12 protein-coding genes are annotated in these 15,516 nt (G+C 71.0%); 10 read left to right on the forward strand and 2 right to left on the reverse strand.

Annotation, left to right across the window (positions count from 1 at the left end):
• Positions 1 to 15: 15 nt before the first annotated feature.
• Positions 16 to 1,677, reverse strand: coding sequence for a PucR family transcriptional regulator (locus E1166_RS07300; RefSeq protein ID WP_165944270.1), 1,662 nt, complete (start codon positions 1,675 to 1,677; stop codon positions 16 to 18).
• 159 nt (positions 1,678 to 1,836) lie between these two features.
• Between E1166_RS07300 and E1166_RS07305 the strand changes: the two genes are divergently transcribed.
• From E1166_RS07305 to E1166_RS07315, 3 genes are read left to right on the forward strand one after another with little or no spacing between them, the layout of a single operon-like run.
• Positions 1,837 to 3,096 (forward strand): aminotransferase class III-fold pyridoxal phosphate-dependent enzyme, encoded by a 1,260-nt coding sequence (locus tag E1166_RS07305; protein WP_132336894.1) that lies wholly within the window; start codon positions 1,837 to 1,839, stop codon positions 3,094 to 3,096.
• Positions 3,093 to 5,936 (forward strand): FAD-binding and (Fe-S)-binding domain-containing protein, encoded by a 2,844-nt coding sequence (locus tag E1166_RS07310; protein ID WP_132336896.1) that lies wholly within the window; start codon positions 3,093 to 3,095, stop codon positions 5,934 to 5,936. Before E1166_RS07305 ends, E1166_RS07310 begins: the two co-directional genes overlap by 4 nt.
• Positions 5,933 to 7,408, forward strand: a complete 1,476-nt coding sequence (locus E1166_RS07315; RefSeq protein WP_243710233.1) for an NAD-dependent succinate-semialdehyde dehydrogenase — start codon at positions 5,933 to 5,935, stop codon at positions 7,406 to 7,408. Before E1166_RS07310 ends, E1166_RS07315 begins: the two co-directional genes overlap by 4 nt.
• Before the next feature lie 160 nt (positions 7,409 to 7,568).
• On the opposite strand, the gene E1166_RS07320 is transcribed toward E1166_RS07315, so the two are convergent.
• A complete protein-coding gene (locus tag E1166_RS07320) occupies positions 7,569 to 8,318 on the reverse strand; it encodes an IclR family transcriptional regulator (protein WP_207914059.1) in 750 nt (249 codons plus the stop codon).
• 239 nt (positions 8,319 to 8,557) lie between these two features.
• On the opposite strand from E1166_RS07320, the gene solA reads away from it, so the two are divergent.
• The 7 genes from solA to E1166_RS07355 all read left to right on the forward strand — a co-directional run.
• On the forward strand, positions 8,558 to 9,688 hold the full coding sequence (gene solA, locus E1166_RS07325; RefSeq protein ID WP_132336898.1) for an N-methyl-L-tryptophan oxidase: 1,131 nt from the start codon (positions 8,558 to 8,560) through the stop codon (positions 9,686 to 9,688).
• Positions 9,689 to 9,738: 50 nt separating this feature from the next.
• Positions 9,739 to 10,728, forward strand: a complete 990-nt coding sequence (locus tag E1166_RS07330) for a M14 family metallopeptidase (RefSeq protein ID WP_132336900.1) — start codon at positions 9,739 to 9,741, stop codon at positions 10,726 to 10,728.
• 31 nt (positions 10,729 to 10,759) lie between these two features.
• A complete protein-coding gene (locus tag E1166_RS07335) occupies positions 10,760 to 11,851 on the forward strand; it encodes an ABC transporter substrate-binding protein (protein WP_132336902.1) in 1,092 nt (363 codons plus the stop codon).
• Entirely contained in the window at positions 11,844 to 12,974 is a 1,131-nt protein-coding gene (locus E1166_RS07340) for an ABC transporter ATP-binding protein (RefSeq protein ID WP_207914060.1), read from the forward strand. Before E1166_RS07335 ends, E1166_RS07340 begins: the two co-directional genes overlap by 8 nt.
• Positions 12,975 to 12,979: 5 nt before the next feature.
• Positions 12,980 to 13,876, forward strand: coding sequence for an ABC transporter permease (locus E1166_RS07345; RefSeq protein ID WP_132336904.1), 897 nt, complete (start codon positions 12,980 to 12,982; stop codon positions 13,874 to 13,876).
• Positions 13,873 to 14,739 carry an ABC transporter permease gene (locus tag E1166_RS07350; RefSeq protein ID WP_132336906.1) on the forward strand — a complete coding sequence of 289 codons (867 nt, stop codon included), beginning with the start codon at positions 13,873 to 13,875 and terminating at the stop codon, positions 14,737 to 14,739. Before E1166_RS07345 ends, E1166_RS07350 begins: the two co-directional genes overlap by 4 nt.
• A partial coding sequence (locus E1166_RS07355) for an aminotransferase class III-fold pyridoxal phosphate-dependent enzyme (protein WP_132336908.1) occupies positions 14,736 to 15,516 on the forward strand: 781 nt, incomplete at its 3' end. The genes E1166_RS07350 and E1166_RS07355, both read left to right, overlap by 4 nt.

Here is a 15,516-nt window from a genome sequence, read left to right on the forward strand (position 1 = left end):
GCGGTCCAGGAGTCATCACGTGTCGGTGGTTGTCGGCCGGCGCACCGCCGGTCGGCCCGCGGGCTCGCCGCCGGGCGCGCCGACGGACAACCGCTGCACCTCGAGCGCGGTGAGGGCCACGTGCAGTTCGGACCGGTCCCAGCCGGACTCCAGGTCCCGGTCGAGGAGACGTTCGATGGTGTGCAACCGCTCGTAGAGCGCCTGCCGGGAGATCGATCGGCGCCGGGCGGCGAGGGTCTTGTTGCCGGCGGCGTCGAGGTAGGCGTGCAGGGTGGCCAGCAGGTCGCCGCCGTGCCGGTCGTCGTGCTCGATCAGGCGGCCGAGGCACCGCTCGACGTAGTCCTGTAGCTGCACCTCGTTGCGCAGCGCGTGCAGGAGCTCCCGCAGGCCGATGTCCGACCGCTCGACGTAGGCGCGCTCCCCGGGGACGGCCGCCTCGCCGACTCGCACCGCGTCCTGGAAGGACCGGGCCACCTCGGTGAGGTCGTCGACCTCACCGCCGACGCTCACCACGGCGGCGGGATGCCGGTGCCGGACGGCCTTGGCCACCCGCTCCACCACCGGTCGCCAGGTGCGGGTGGCAGGCAGGGCGAGGAGTACGCCGACGCGGGTACCCGAGATCTCCGCGACCAGTGCCCTCGCGCCCGCGTCCCGCAGTTCCTGCACCACCGTTTTCTCGAGTTCGCCCATCCCCTCGGCGACGGTGACCAGGACGATGACGAGCTGCCGGCCGTGCGTCGGCACCCCGAGCGCGTCGAGGCGGGCGCGGGCCTCCGGCGCGGAGCGGTAACGCCGCTCGACGATGTCCAGCAGCGCCGTGCGGTGGGCGGCGCGTTCCCAGGGGCGGCCGTGCACCAGCCGGGCGATACTCAGCGCCATCGCGGCGCGTTCGAGCACCATGACCTGGTCCGCGCCGAAGGTGGGTGGCGAGGTGGAGTCGGGCACCATGACCAGCCGGCCCCATCGTTCCCCTTGGTACTCCACCGGGGTGACCAGCCAGGATTCCGGCCCGCAGACATCGGTGCGCTGCGGCGAGGAGGTGGCCCGGGAGCGTCGTTCCCAGCCGCCGAGCACGTCGGTGAGGGGGCGGCCGGCGGTGTCGTGGAGTATCGCCTGGTGGATCAGGTTCTCCAGGACCACCGGGTGCCCGCTCATCTCGGCGGCGGCGCGTACCAGTTCGTCGGGTGACGCACCGCGCAGCGTCAGCGAGGTGAACGCCTCGTGGACCTGCTGGGTCCGGCGAAGGGACTCGACCTGGCTGCCCAGGATCAGGGCGTGGACGGTCTGGGTGACGTCGACGAAGTTGACCTCCCTGGTGAGTACGACGAGCGGCAGGTCGTGGGAACGGCAGGCACGGACCAGTGCGTCGGGTGGCTGCCGGTACCGGCGGACCAGTTCGATCACGAGGCCGGCCGCGCCCACCTGGGCCAGTTCGTCGACGTAGTTGCGGATCAGGGCGGGTTCGGTGGGCAGGGGCATGCCGGTGGTGAGCACCAGTTCACCGCCCTTGAGGAAGGAGGCGGGGTCGGTCAGTTCGGTGACGTGCACCCACCGGACCGCGCGGGACAACCGGTCGTGCCCGCAGACGACCGTGGGCTGACCGGCGGCGAGCACCGGTAGACGTAGTACGTCCGCCACCGTGAGCGGGGTGCGGTCGGGAGGCGGCGATTCCGTCACGGTGAGTAATGGAACCAGGCGGTTCGGGGTCTCCGCAAGGTCTGCGGGTGACAAAACGTCTGCTCGGCGCGGGTCGCGGGTGACGGATTGTGCCTTGTTCCGCGTCCCGGCGGCTGCGACGGTCAGTGACGACCTCGCTGCTCGAAACGGGAGATGATCATGACAGAGCTGTCGCCGCACCTACGGCAGGCGACCCCGGTGGTCGCGGTCCGTGGGGAGGGCGTGTACCTGTACGGCGAGGATGGGCGCCGCTTCCTCGACTTCACCGCCGGGATCGGGGTGACCAGCACCGGGCACTGCCACCCGCGGGTGGTGCAGGCCGCCCAGGAGCAGGTCGCGACCCTGATCCACGGCCAGTACACCACCGTTCTACACCAGCCGTTGCGGCGCCTCGTCGCGAAGCTCGGCGAGGTCCTGCCCGCAGAGCTGGACAGCCTGTTCTTCACCAACTCCGGCAGCGAGGCGGTCGAGGCGGCCATGCGGTTGGCCCGCCAGGCCACCGGTCGGCCGAACATCCTGGTCTGCCATGGCGGTTTCCACGGCCGCACCGTCGCCGCCGCCTCGATGACCACCTCCGGAACGCGGTTCCGGTCCGGCTTCTCGCCGTTGATGAGCGGGGTGGTCGTCACCCCGTTCCCGACCGCGTTCCGCTACGGCTGGGACGAGGAGACGGCGACCCGGTTCGCACTGCGGGAACTGGACTACGTCCTGCAGACGATCTCCGCGCCCAACGACACCGCGGCCGTCATCGTCGAGCCGGTGCTGGGCGAGGGCGGGTACGTTCCGGCCACCGAGGGCTTCCTGCGCGGGCTGCGGGAGCGGGCCGATCGGCACGGTTTCCTGCTCATTCTCGACGAGGTGCAGACCGGTGTCGGCCGGACCGGGCGGTTCTGGGGCCACGAGCACTTCGACGTCGTACCGGACATCCTGGTCACCGCCAAGGGCCTGGCCAGCGGCTTTCCGCTCTCCGGCATCGCCGCGCCGGAGCGGCTGATGCGCCTGGCGTGGCCGGGGTCGCAGGGTGGGACGTACGGCGCGAACGCGGTGGCGTGCGCGGCCGCGGTGGCGACCCTCGACGTGGTGCGCGACGAGGGTCTGGTGGCCAACGCGGAGGTGATGGGCAAGCGGCTGCGCGCCGGGCTGGAGGCGGTGGCGGCCGGCAACCCCCGGATCGGGGACGTGCGGGGCCTGGGCCTGATGCAGGCGTGCGAATTCGTCACCGACGAGGGGGAGCCCGACCCGGAGGCCGCCGCCCGGGTGCAGCGGGCCGCCGTCGACGAGGGCCTGCTGTTGCTGCTGTGTGGGGCGTGGAACCACATCGTCCGCATGATCCCGGCCCTGGTGGTCGACGAGGAGGCGATCGACGAGGGACTGCGGGCCTGGACGGCGGCGGTCGCCGCCGGTGCGCCGACGCCATGAGCGCGGAACTGCTGCGCCGGCTGGCCCGGGTCGCCGCCGACCTGCCGGTGGAGACCGACGCGGGCCGGCTGGCGCAGTACTCCTACGACGCGTCCAACTACCGGGTGCCGCCACGTGCGGTGGCGTTTCCGCGCTCCGTGGACCAGGTCCGTGCCCTGCTGGGGGTCTGCCGGGAACTGGGCATCCCGGTAACCGCCCGCGGGGGCGGCACGAGCATGGCGGGCAACGCCGTCGGCCCCGGTGTGGTCATCGACTTCTCCCGGCACATGAACCGGATCATCTCCATCGATCCGGTCGCCCGCACCGCGGTGGTCGAGCCGGGCGTGGTCCTCGACGACCTGCGCGCGGCGGCGGACCGTTTCGGTCTCACCTTCGGTCCCGACCCGTCCTCACACAGCCGCTGCACCCTCGGGGGCATGATCGGCAACGACGCGTGCGGGAACCGGTCGGTGCGCCACGGCCGCACCAGCGCCCACGTCGAGGCGTTGGAGATCATCACCGGGAACGGCCTGCACGCGATCGCCGACCCGACCGGGTTGCGGGCGGTCGCCGGGGCCGACGAACCGCACGCCGCCCGGGTCGCGGCCGAACTGCGTCGCCTGGTCACCGACCACCTCGGGTTGATCCGTACCGAGCTGGGCCGCCTGCCACGGCAGGTCTCCGGCTACCAGTTGCAGCATCTGCTGCCCGAGCACGGCTTCCACCTCGCCCGCGCCCTGGTCGGCACCGAGGGCACCTGCGCGGTCGTGGTCAGGGCGACCGTACGCCTGGTGCCGACCGCGGCCGCCGCCACGCTGCTGGCACTGGGCTACGACGACGTGGTCGACGCCGCCGAGGACGTGCCGGAGATCCTCGCCTTCTCGCCCAGCGCGGTGGAGGGCCTGGACGAGGCCATCGTCGCCACCATGCGCCAGCGCGGCGGCGCCGACTCGGTCACCGGCCTACCCGACGGCCGGGCCTGGCTCTACGTCGAGCTCGACGGTGACGACGAGCGGGAGGTGGCGTCCCGGGCGGAGGAGTTGCTCACCACGCTGCGGTCGCGCGGACACCTCGTCGCCGGTCGGGTGGTGGCCGACGGTGGCGAGCGCCGTTCGCTGTGGCGGGTCCGCGAGGACGGCGCCGGTCTGGCGGCACGGCTGCTCGACGGCGGCGAGTCGTGGGCCGGCTGGGAGGACGCCGCGGTCGCCCCACAGCAGCTCGCCGGATACCTGCGCGACTTCCGCGCGCTCCTCGCCGAGCACGAGCTGACCGGTGTGCTGTACGGGCACTTCGGCGCCGGCTGCGTGCACGTACGGATCAACTTCGACCAGGCGACGCCGGCCGGACGCGCGACGATGCGCCGGTTCCTGCACGCCGCCGCGCGCCTGGTGACGAGACACCAGGGCACGCTGTCCGGGGAGCACGGCGACGGTCGCGCCCGCAGCGAACTGCTCGGCATCATGTACAGCCAGCCGATGCTGGCGGCGTTCAGCGACTTCAAACGGATCCTCGATCCGGACGGGCTGCTCAACCCCGGCGTGATTGTCGCACCCGCGCCGATCGACGCCGACCTGGCTGTCATCCCCGCGCCCCGGCTGCGCACCGCGTTCACGTACCCGCACGACACCGAGGGCCTCGCCGGATCGGTACGGCGCTGCATCGGGGTGGGCCGCTGCCGCAGTGACGCCGGGGGAGTGATGTGCCCCAGCTTCCGGGTGACCGGTGACGAACGCGACTCCACCCGTGGGCGGGCGCGGGTGCTGCAGGAGATGCTGCGCGGCGGGACGGTCACCGGCGGGTGGCGCTCCACCGCGGTTCGCGACGCCCTCGACCTCTGCCTCGCCTGCAAGGCGTGTTCGACCGACTGCCCCACCGGCGTGGACATGGCGACCTACAAGGCCGAGTTCCTGCACCACCACTACCGCGGGCGGATCAGACCCCGGTCGCACTACTCGCTGGGTTGGCTGCCGCTGACCGCGTGGGTCGCCACCGCCGCGGCGCGACCGGTCAACGCGATGCTGCGCGGCCCGCTCGGCCGGCTGCTCGCCCGCGTCGGTGGGGTCGCCCCGCAGCGGGCGGTCCCGGCCTTCGCGCCCCGGCGGGCGCTCGGCGCGCACCTGCGCGGCCTCGCCAGCGACAGCCCCGCCGCGGTGCTCTTCGTCGACACCTTCACTCGGGCGTTCCGGCCGCAGGTCGCCGCCGCCACCGGCCGGGTGCTCACCACCGCCGGTGTACCGGTCGCGCCGCGTAGCGGGTTGTGTTGCGGGCTGACCTGGGTCAGCACCGGCCAGCTCGGCGTCGCCCGCCGGGTCATGGCGCGTACCGTGGCGCACCTCGACCGGGGACCGGAGGCGGACCTACCGATCGTGGTGCCGGAGCCGAGCTGCGCGGCGGCGCTGCGCCGGGACGTGCCGGAACTGCTCGGCACGGACGCGGCGCGGCGTGTCGCGGCCCGGGTCCACACGGTGACCGGCGCGTTGAACCGTCTCGCGGCGCCGGATTGGCGACCGTCCGGGCTGCCGGAGCGGGTGCTGCTGCAGACGCACTGCCACGAGTACGCGGAGTTTCGCGCCGACCGGCCGGCCGAGCTGCTGCGCCGTCTCGGCGTAGCCGACGTCGTCGAGGCGGACGGCTGCTGCGGACTGGCCGGGAACTTCGGTTTCGAGGCCGAGCACTACGCCACCTCGATGGCGGTGGCCGGGCTGTCGCTGCGCCCCCGCCTGGAAGCGCTGCCCGACCACGGCGCCAGTGTCGTCGCCGACGGGTTCAGCTGCGCCACCCAGGTGGCCCACCTCGCCACCGGAACACGACACACCGTCCACCTCACCGAACTACTCGACCCCTCAGGAGGAGCGTTGTGACCACGCTGATCACTCTGCCCGACACCGGCGACGTGGTCTCCACGGTGCCCAAGCGGCTGTTCATCGCCGGCGCGTGGGTCGACGCCCTCGCCGGCGACACCCTGCCGGTGGAGGACCCCGCCACCGGCGAGGTGCTGTGCCACGTCGCCGACGGCCGCGCCGAGGACGGGCAGCGGGCCGTGGCCGCCGCCGTCGCGGCGCAGGCCGAGTGGGCCCGCACCGCCCCGCGTGCCCGCAGCGAGATCCTGCGGCGCGCGTACGAGATCGTGCTGTCGCGCACCGACGAACTGGCCCGGCTGATGACCCTGGAAATGGGCAAACCGCTGGCCGAGGCGCGCGGCGAGGTCGCCTACGCCGCGGAGTTCCTGCGCTGGTTCTCAGAGGAGGCGGTGCGCGTCGAGGGTGGGTTCGCCACGCTGCCGGACGGGCGCAACCGGATGCTGTTGATGCGCCAACCGGTCGGCCCCTGTCTGCTGATCACCCCATGGAACTTCCCGCTGGCCATGGGGGCCCGCAAGATCGGCCCGGCGGTCGCCGCCGGCTGCACGATGGTGCTCAAGCCGGCTCCGCAGACCCCGCTGTCGAGCCTGGCCCTCGCCGAGATCCTCGCCGAGGCGGGACTGCCGGCGGGGGTGCTCAACGTCGTCCCCACCTCGCGGGCCGGCGAGGTGGTCGAACCGCTGCTGCGTGGCGGTCAGATCCGCAAGCTGTCGTTCACCGGATCGACCCAGGTGGGGCGGATCCTGCTGGCCCAGTGTGCGGAGAAGGTGGTCCGTCCCTCGATGGAGTTGGGCGGCAACGCTCCGTTCATCGTCTTCGACGACGCTGATCTCGACACCGCGGTGGCGGGCGCGATGGTGGCGAAGATGCGCAACATGGGTGAGGCGTGCACGGCCGCCAACCGCTTCTTCGTGCACCGCAGCGTCGCCGACGAGTTCGCCGCGAGGCTCGCCGAGCGGATGGGCGCGCTGGTCGTCGGCCCGGGCACGCAGCCGGGCGTCGACGTCGGCCCGCTCATCGACCGGACCGGTCGGGGCAAGGTCGAGGAACTCGTCGCCGACGCGGTGGCCCACGGGGCCCGGGTGCTCGTCGGCGGTGTGGTGCCGGACGGCCCCGGCTACTTCTATCCGCCGACGGTGCTGGCGGGGGTGGCCGATGACAGCCAACTGCTGCGGACCGAGATCTTCGGGCCGGTCGCGGCGATCCTCACCTTCGATGACGAGGACGACATCGTCAGCGTCGCCAACGACACCGAGTGGGGCCTGGTGGGGTACGTCTTCACCCGCGATCTCGACCGCGCGCTGCGCGTCAGCGAACGCTTGGAGGTCGGTATGGTCGGCCTGAACACCGGCCTGGTGTCCAACCCGGCGGCCCCGTTCGGCGGGGTCAAGCAGTCCGGGCTCGGCCGGGAGGGCGGGCGCGTCGGCATCGACGAGTTCCTCGAGTACAAGTACGTCGCCGTGCCGGTCTGATTCGACAAGGCCCTGGCGGACCGAGGTCGGTTTGCCAGGGCCTTGTCGACGCGGAGGTTGGTGGCCGTCGCCCGACCTGCCGGGGACCAGGAGCACCTCGAACATCACGCTCCCTCCGCTGTCCGGTCGGAAGCGCTCGTGGGCTCGTCTGGCCGATCCGCTACCCGCCGTGCCGGGTGCTGATCTCGTCGGCTGTGGCGGCGACCAGGCGTCCCCACTCGGACAGCCGATCGTCGTCGAACCGGGAGTCGGGCATGGAGATCGCGACCGCGGCCAGGGGCGTTCCCGACCGGTCGAGGATGGGGGCGGCGATGGCGCACACGTCGGGCCGGAACTGGTTGCGGTTGACGGCGTAACCGACCTGCCGGACGTGGTCGAGCGCGACCCGTAGCTGGGCCGGCTCGGTGAAGGTGGACGCGCCGTAGTGGTGGAGACTGCCAGTAACCACCTCGTTGATGTCGTCGGCCGAGAAGTGCGCGAGGACGGCGTGGCCGACCGCCGTGGTGTGCAGCGGCGAGGTTTCGCCGATCTGGTAGAAGGTCCGTACCGTCTGGGTGGAGTCGACCCGGTCGACGACCACCATGCACTCCAGCCCGTCGGGCACCGACAGGTGGATGGTCTCGTCGACGGCGTCGCGGAGCCGGAGCATGGGCTCGCGCGCGGCTGCGAAGAGGCTGGACCCCTGGAACGCGGCGGGCCGGACGGCGAGCACCCGTGCGCCGATTTCCCACCGTGTGCGGTCGCCGCGGCTGGCCCGCAGCCAGCCCGCCTCGCTGAGCGTGATCAGCGTCCGCTGCATCGTCGACTTGGGTAGGTCGAACAGCTTGGCCAGCTCGCTGACGCTCACCGGCTGGTGCTGCGCCACCGCCTCCAGAACGCGCAGGCTGCGGATCACGCTCTTCATCTCCATCTTCGCTCTCCCGTAACTTTCGTGTTTCCCGAGGTTGGGGGGCTTGACAGCTATTCGCAACCGGTGCCAGGCTGTGTGCCACAACATAGCACGCCGTGCCGCATTGTGGAATACCCCCCAGGCGGAACGACCGGGCCCAGACCCCTCAGAACACCCTTCGGACGCAGACCGGCGACCGGGTGCTCGGCGAGAGGCACTACCAATCAGCTTTCACCGCTCCAACGGCGGGAGGAATCTACGTGGCTACCAGAAAACGGGTCGCCGTCGTCGGTGTCGGCACCATGGGGGCGCAGGCAATGTGGCGCCTCGCCGCGCGCGGCGCCGAGGTCGTCGGCTTCGAGCGGTTCGCGCCGGGGCACGACCGCAGTGCCGCCGGTGGCGAGACCCGGGTGTTCCGCAGCGCGCAGTTCGAGGACGTACGCTATGTCCCGCTGATCAAGCACGCCGACACGCTCTGGCGCGAACTGCAACACGAAACCGGCCGGGAACTGCGGCGCCTCACCGGCTGCCTGCTGATGGGACCCGCCGAGCATCACCAGATGCGCACCGCGCTGGACTCGATCACCGAACACGGCCTCGACCACGAGGTGCTGGACGCCGTCGAACTGGCTCGGCGGTTCCCCCAGTACCGCATCGCCGACGGCGACGTGGCCGTGCTCGACCGCAACGCCGGCTTCATCCGGCCCGAGCTGACCGTGCTGAGCGCGGCAAACCGAGCCGAACAGCTCGGCGCGCGGATCCACCGCTACACCACCGTTCGCAAGATCGTGCCGGTCGGACGGGGCGTCGAGATCCACACCGACGCCGGGACCGAGCACGTCGACACGGTCGTGGTCACCGTCGGCCCGTGGATCAACGACCTGCTGCCGGACCTGGACTGGAAGGTCGAGATCAAGCGGCTGGTCAACGCCTGGTTCGTCTGCGACACCGACGGCTGGTTCGACGCGGCGCCGGCTTTCATCCGCACCGGGCCCACGCACTGCTACGGGCTGCCCTCGCACGACAGGATCTCCATCAAGCTCGGCCTCTCCCAGGCCCTGCACCGCCCCGTCGACGACCCGAACGCTCTCGACCGGGTGGTGCAGCCGCAGGAGCTGGAGATTTTCCGCGAGCAGGTCCGGCGGTACCTGCCCAACCTGCACCCCGACCCGATCCGGCTGTCGGTGTTCATGGAGGGCTACACGGCAAGTAGCCGCCCGCTGGTCGGTCCACTGCCGGACAGCGACTCGGTCATCCTGCTGGCCGGTTTCTCCGGTCACGGTTTCAAGCTGGCGCCCGCCTTCGGCGACATCGCGGCCGATCTCGCTCTGGACGGCGGGACCCGGCACCCGATCGACTTCCTCTCCACCGTCGGGCGAGGGGCGGCATGAACCAGCCCGAACACCCCACCAGCCGTGGTTCGAACCAGAGGGAGTGTGACATGACCTTGACCGTCGGCCCGTTCGTTGCCGAAGCCGGAAGCAAGATCCGGGGCGTCATCGACGCGGACCTCGGCACCATCACCGTGCGGATTCCGGTGACCCTGATCCACGGCACGCGGCCCGGGCCGAGGGTGGTCATCACCGGCGGGGTTCACGGCGGCGAGTTCGTCGGCGTCGACGCCACCACCCGGCTGGCCGGACTTCTCGACCCCGCCGAGGTGCGTGGCCAGGTGATCATCTGTCCCGTTGCGAACCCCCCGGCCGTCTACCAGGGGCGGCTCAACGTGTCGCCGGTGGACGGCGTGAACATCAACCGGGTGTTTCCCGGAGATCCGGACGGAAGCCCGACCGAGCGGATCGCCGCGTGGCTGTTCGAGAACCTCATCTCGGGCGCCGACGCCTACGCCGACCTGCACAGCGGCGGCATCGACCAGACGCTGTGCGACTTCGTCGGCTACCGCCTCACGGGCGACCCGGACCTCGACGCCAAGGCCCGCGCAATGGCCCACGCCGTAGGTTACGAGTACGTCATCTTCGGCACCGACCCCTCCGGGGGTAACAGTCACGCCGCCGCGGCCCGCCAGGGCATCCCCGCCGTGCTGATCGAGACCGGCCAGCTCGGGCAGCGTGACGAGGCCGCCGTGGAGAAGCTGCTCGGTGCTTTGAACCGGCTGCTGCACCAGCTGGATGTGGTGGCGGTGCCGCCGTCCGGCGGACCGGGCAGCACCGACGGCCCCGAATGGGTCTGGGTCGGGTTCGTGGAGTCACCGGCAACCGGCCTCTGGTACCCGGACTTCACCCGGGGCAGTGACGTCGCCTCGGGACAGACCATCGGTCGGGTCATCGATCCGGTCGACGGCAGTGAGCACAAGGTCGTCGCGCCGGTGGCGGGCCGAATCATCTACGGCATGCAGGGGCTGACCGTGCGTCAGGGTGCCCACCTGGCAGAGATCGCCGCCCCGTTCACGCCGCCGTCCAGCACCGCCTGAAACCCGTTTACGAAACTCCAGGAGGCAGATAATGGAACACCGTTTCGGGCGCCGAGCGCTCCTGCGTGGAGCCGGTGGCCTCGCGGCCGCCGCCGTCCTACCCTCACTGGCCGCGTGCGGCACCGGCACCAGCCGGGCCACGACCGGCGGCGGCAGCAAGACGGTGATCGTCCGCAACAGTGGCGGGGCCTACGGGGAAGCCCTCCAGAAGGGGATCTACACCCCGTTCAGCAAGGAGACCGGCATCGAGGTCAAGGTGGTCAACCTGTCGGGCACCCAGATGCTGGCCCAGATGAAGCAGGGCAGGCCGCAGTTCGACCTCATCGACAACTCGCTGGCCCAGTTCGCCAGGTGGGTCCCGGAGAACGTGCTGGAGCCGCTGGACTACGACCGGATTCCGAGCTTCAAGAGCGCCAAGCTGCCGGAGAACATGGTCGAGGAGCACGTCGTCGGCAAGTCCTACTACGTCACCCTGATGGCGTACAGCACCCAGGCCTTCGGCAACAAGGCGCCTGGCACCTGGGCGGACTTCTGGGACGCCGGCGCCTTCGCCGGCAACCGCTCCATGGGCAACCCGGACGCGGACATCCCGGAGCTGGAGTTCGCGCTGCTGGCCGACGGTGTCCCGATGGACAAGCTGTACCCCCTCGACGTGGATCGCGCCTTCAAGGCGATGGACCGGATCAGGCCCCACATCAAGAAGTACTGGGACACCGGAAACCTCCCCGGCGTGCTGCTCAGCCGCCGCGAGGTGGCGCTCTCCACCGTCTGGCACGGCCGGCTCGACCAGCTGATCGCAGGCGGAGCGCCGCTGGCCTACCAGCTCTCCGGCGGTCGCCGCCAGGCCCAGGGGCACGCCATCCCCAAGGGTGCCGCCAACGTCGATGCCGCCTACCAGCTGATCGACTACACGCTGCGCCCCGAGGTGCAGGCCGGTATCGCCAAGTTCTACCCGGCGAACCCGGCCGTTGCGGCGGCCTACGACAAGCTGACCGCCGAGGAGCGCGCGAAGCTGCCCGGCGCCCCGGAGTTCTTCGACAAGGGCTTCGACGTGGACATCGACTGGTGGCTGAAGAACGAGTCGGCCGTCTCCAAGCGCTGGCGGGAGTGGGCTCGTGACTGATCTCGGTGTAGCCACACCGACCGTGGCGGGGGCCGGCGACAAGCCGGCCGCCGCGACCGGCAAGTCGCTGTCGGTGGTGGCCCTGCGCAAGACATACGGCCCTATGGTCGCCGTCGAGGACGCCTCGATGGAGATCGCGGCCGGTGAGTTCGTCACCTTCCTCGGCTCGTCGGGCTCGGGGAAGACGACCACGCTGATGATGATCGCCGGCTTCGTGGAGCCTGACTCCGGCACCATCACGGTGGGTGGCCGCGACGTCACGAGACTGGACCCGCAGAAGCGCAACCTCGGCTTCGTCTTCCAGCAGTACCTGCTGTTCCCGCACATGACGGTCGCGGAGAACATCGCGTTCCCGCTCCAGCTGCGCGGGGTGCCGAAGGACGAGATCCGCCGCCGGGTCTTCGAGACCCTGGACCTGGTGGGGCTCTCCGGCTTCGGCAACCGCAAGCCGCGGCAGCTCTCCGGCGGCCAGCAGCAGCGGGTCGCGCTGTGCCGGGCGTTGGTCTACCGGCCGCCGGTGATCCTGATGGACGAGCCGCTCGGGGCGCTGGACAAGAAGCTGCGTGACCAGCTCCAGACCGAGATCAAGAAGATCCAGCGCGAGCTGGGCCTCACCGTCATCTACGTCACGCACGACCAGGAGGAGGCGTTGGTGCTCTCCGACCGGATCGCGGTGATGCGGGACGGGCGGATCGACCAGTTCGGCACCCCGCGCGAGCTGTTCGAGCGGCCCCGTACCCCGTTCGTCGCCGACTTCCTCGGTGCCGCGAACTTCCTGTCCGGCCGCGTCGAGCACCACACCGACGAGCACACCCTGGTCCGTCTGGACACCGGCGGACTGCTGCGGGCCCGGCAGCACGCGCTGGCCAAGGGCGCGCCGGTGTCCGTGGCGGTACAGCCCGGCCGGCTGGACGTGTGCGCGCCGGCGGACGCCTTCTGTTCCGGCACCGTGCAGTCGGTGACCTACGTCGGCACTCTGGTCCGGGTGGTGGTCAACGTCGGGGCCAACTGTTCGATCCGGCTGGAGGTGTCGGCCCGCAACGCCCCCCAGGTGGGCGAGCGGGTCGGGATCACCGCCGACCCCGACAACATCAACCTGTTCGCCGCCGAATCGGCTGGGTGAGAGCCATGTCGGTTTCCACGCCCGCGCTGCCCGCGGCCCGGATCCGGGCCGCGCTGGCCAGCCGCCGGACCCGTTACGGGCTGCTCACCGCGCTCCCGGTCGTGATCTACCTGCTGGTCCTGTTCGTCTACCCGATCCTGGGCACTCTGGCGCTCAGCCTCAAGGACGAGCAGGGCGGGTTCACGCTGCACTGGTACGCCGACACGCTGACCGGCATCAACCTCAGCGTGTTGTTGACGACGTTGCGGATCTCGGCCGAGACCGCGCTCGCGAGCCTGGTCCTCGGTTTCCTGCTGGCGTACGCGGTGTCGCGGATGCGTCCCCTGTTCGCGGCCCTGGCGATGGTGCTCGTGGTGGCGCCGCACTTCGTCAGCGCGCTGGTCCGCACGTACGGCTGGATCATCCTGCTCGGCGACTACGGGGTGCTCAACGAGGCGATGCAGGCCGTACACCTGCCGGGTGCCCCGTACCAGCTGCTCTACAACGAGATCGGTGTCGTCATCGGCACCACGTACGTGATGCTGCCCTACACCGTGCTGCTGCTGTACGGCGTGATGCGGGGTGTCGACCGGCGGTTGCTCGCCGCGGCGGCCAGCATGGGAGCCGGCCGGCTGGTCATCTTCCGCCGGATCTACCTGCCGCTGGTCGCGCCCGGCCTGGCCAGCGCGGGACTGCTCAGCTTCATTCTCTCCCTCGGCTACTACGTCACCCCCAGGCTGATGGGTGGCCCCAACCAGACGATGATCGCCTCCCTCATCGAGCAGCAGGTGACGAAGGACTACCGGTGGAACGGGGCGGCCGCGCAGGGCGTCGTCCTGCTGCTGATCACCTTCGCGGGGCTGCTGCTGCTCAAGGTCGTCGGATCCCTCGGGGCCAGCGCGAAGCAGAGGAGCAACTCATGATCGGGCTGCGCAGTACCCGGACCGGGCGGCTGGCGTTGACCGTCGGCGCCACCGTGATGCTGCTCTACCTGGCGCTGCCGTTGGTCGTCATCATCATCACCTCGTTCGGCGACAACGCCTTCGGCTCCTTCCCGCCGGACTCGTGGACGCTGCAGTGGTACGAGGTCCTGGTCGCCGACGGCAGCAAGTGGCCGGCCGCCCTCTCGCTGAGTGCGCTCATCGCCGCCCTGACCACCGTGTTCTCGCTCATCCTGGGCGTCACCGCGGCGATCGCCCTGACCCGCAGCGAACTGCCGCTGCGCTCGGCGGTCTACGCCCTGGTGCTGGGGCCGCTGATCATCCCGCAGGTCGTCATCGCCCTCGGCCTGTTCCTGCTCTTCGAGCCGGCCGCCATGCTCGGCAGCCCGGTCGCGATCGCCCTCGGGCACACGGTGCTGGCCGCGCCGATCGCGGTGCTGATCCTGGTGGCGACGCTGCGTGGGATCGACGAGCGGTTGGAGGACGCGGCGGCGAGCATGGGCGCCGGACGGCTGACCGTGGCCCGGCGGATCACCTTTCCGCTCGCGGCCCCGGGGATGATCGCCGCCGCGATCTTCTCCTTCATCACCAGCTTCGACGAGTTCTTCATCTCCCAGTTCCTCGCCTCCGGCGATACCGTGACCCTGCCGGTGCAGGTGTTCAACTCCCTGACCTTCGACATCGATCCCAGCGTGACCGCGATCAGCGCGCTGCTCATCGCCGCGGCGTTGCTTGCCCTGGTGCTGGTGGCCCTGGTGCGCTGGCTCGGCTCCGGACGGAGGGGCTCGCTGCTCTCGGTGGAGGCGACGGCCGGAATCGCCAACCATGGGCGTGATGCCGGATGAGCGCCGTCGGGCAGCGGCAGCGCCTGCTGCTCAACATGACCGCGAACGGCGCGGTCGGCGAGGACCTGTTCGTGGTGCGCCGCGGCGAGGGAGCATACGTCGAGGACGTCGACGGGAAGCGCTACATCGACGGGCTCTCCGGGCTGTACTGCAACCAGCTCGGCCACACCTACGCCGAAGAGTTTGCCGAGGCGTCGAGTCGGCAGTTGACCGAGTTGGGCTACACACCGCTCTGGCTGGCCTCGGCACATCCCACGGCGGTCGAGCTGGCCGAGCGCCTGGCGGCGCTCGCGCCGGACGGTGTCGAGCAGACCTTCTTCTCCAGCGGCGGCGCCGAGGCGGTGGAGACCGCGTGGAAGCTCGCCCGCAAATACCACGCCGTGCGCGGTGAGCCGAAGCGGATCAAGGCCATCGCGCGGCGCGGCGCCTACCACGGGCTCACCCTCGGTGCGCTGTCGTTCAACGATGACCCAGGACTCACCGAGCCGTACGGCGGGCCGGCGATCCGGGCCCGGTTCGTCCCGAACACCAACCGTTACCACGCCCCGCCGTTCGCCACCGACGTCGAGTTCACCTCCTACCTGCTGGCGGAGACGGAGGCGGCGATCCTGGAGGAAGGCCCGGAGACGATCGCGATGCTGATCGCCGAGCCGGTGCAGAACCGGGGGGGCTGCCTCACCCCACCTGACGGCTACTGGCCCGGGTTGCGGAGCCTCGCCGACAGGTACGGCTTCCTGCTCGTCGCCGATGAGGTGATCACCGGGTTCGGGCGGGTGG

The sequence above is a fragment of the Micromonospora sp. KC213 genome, assembly GCF_004348325.1.
In the GTDB taxonomy this organism is placed as follows: domain Bacteria; phylum Actinomycetota; class Actinomycetes; order Mycobacteriales; family Micromonosporaceae; genus Micromonospora.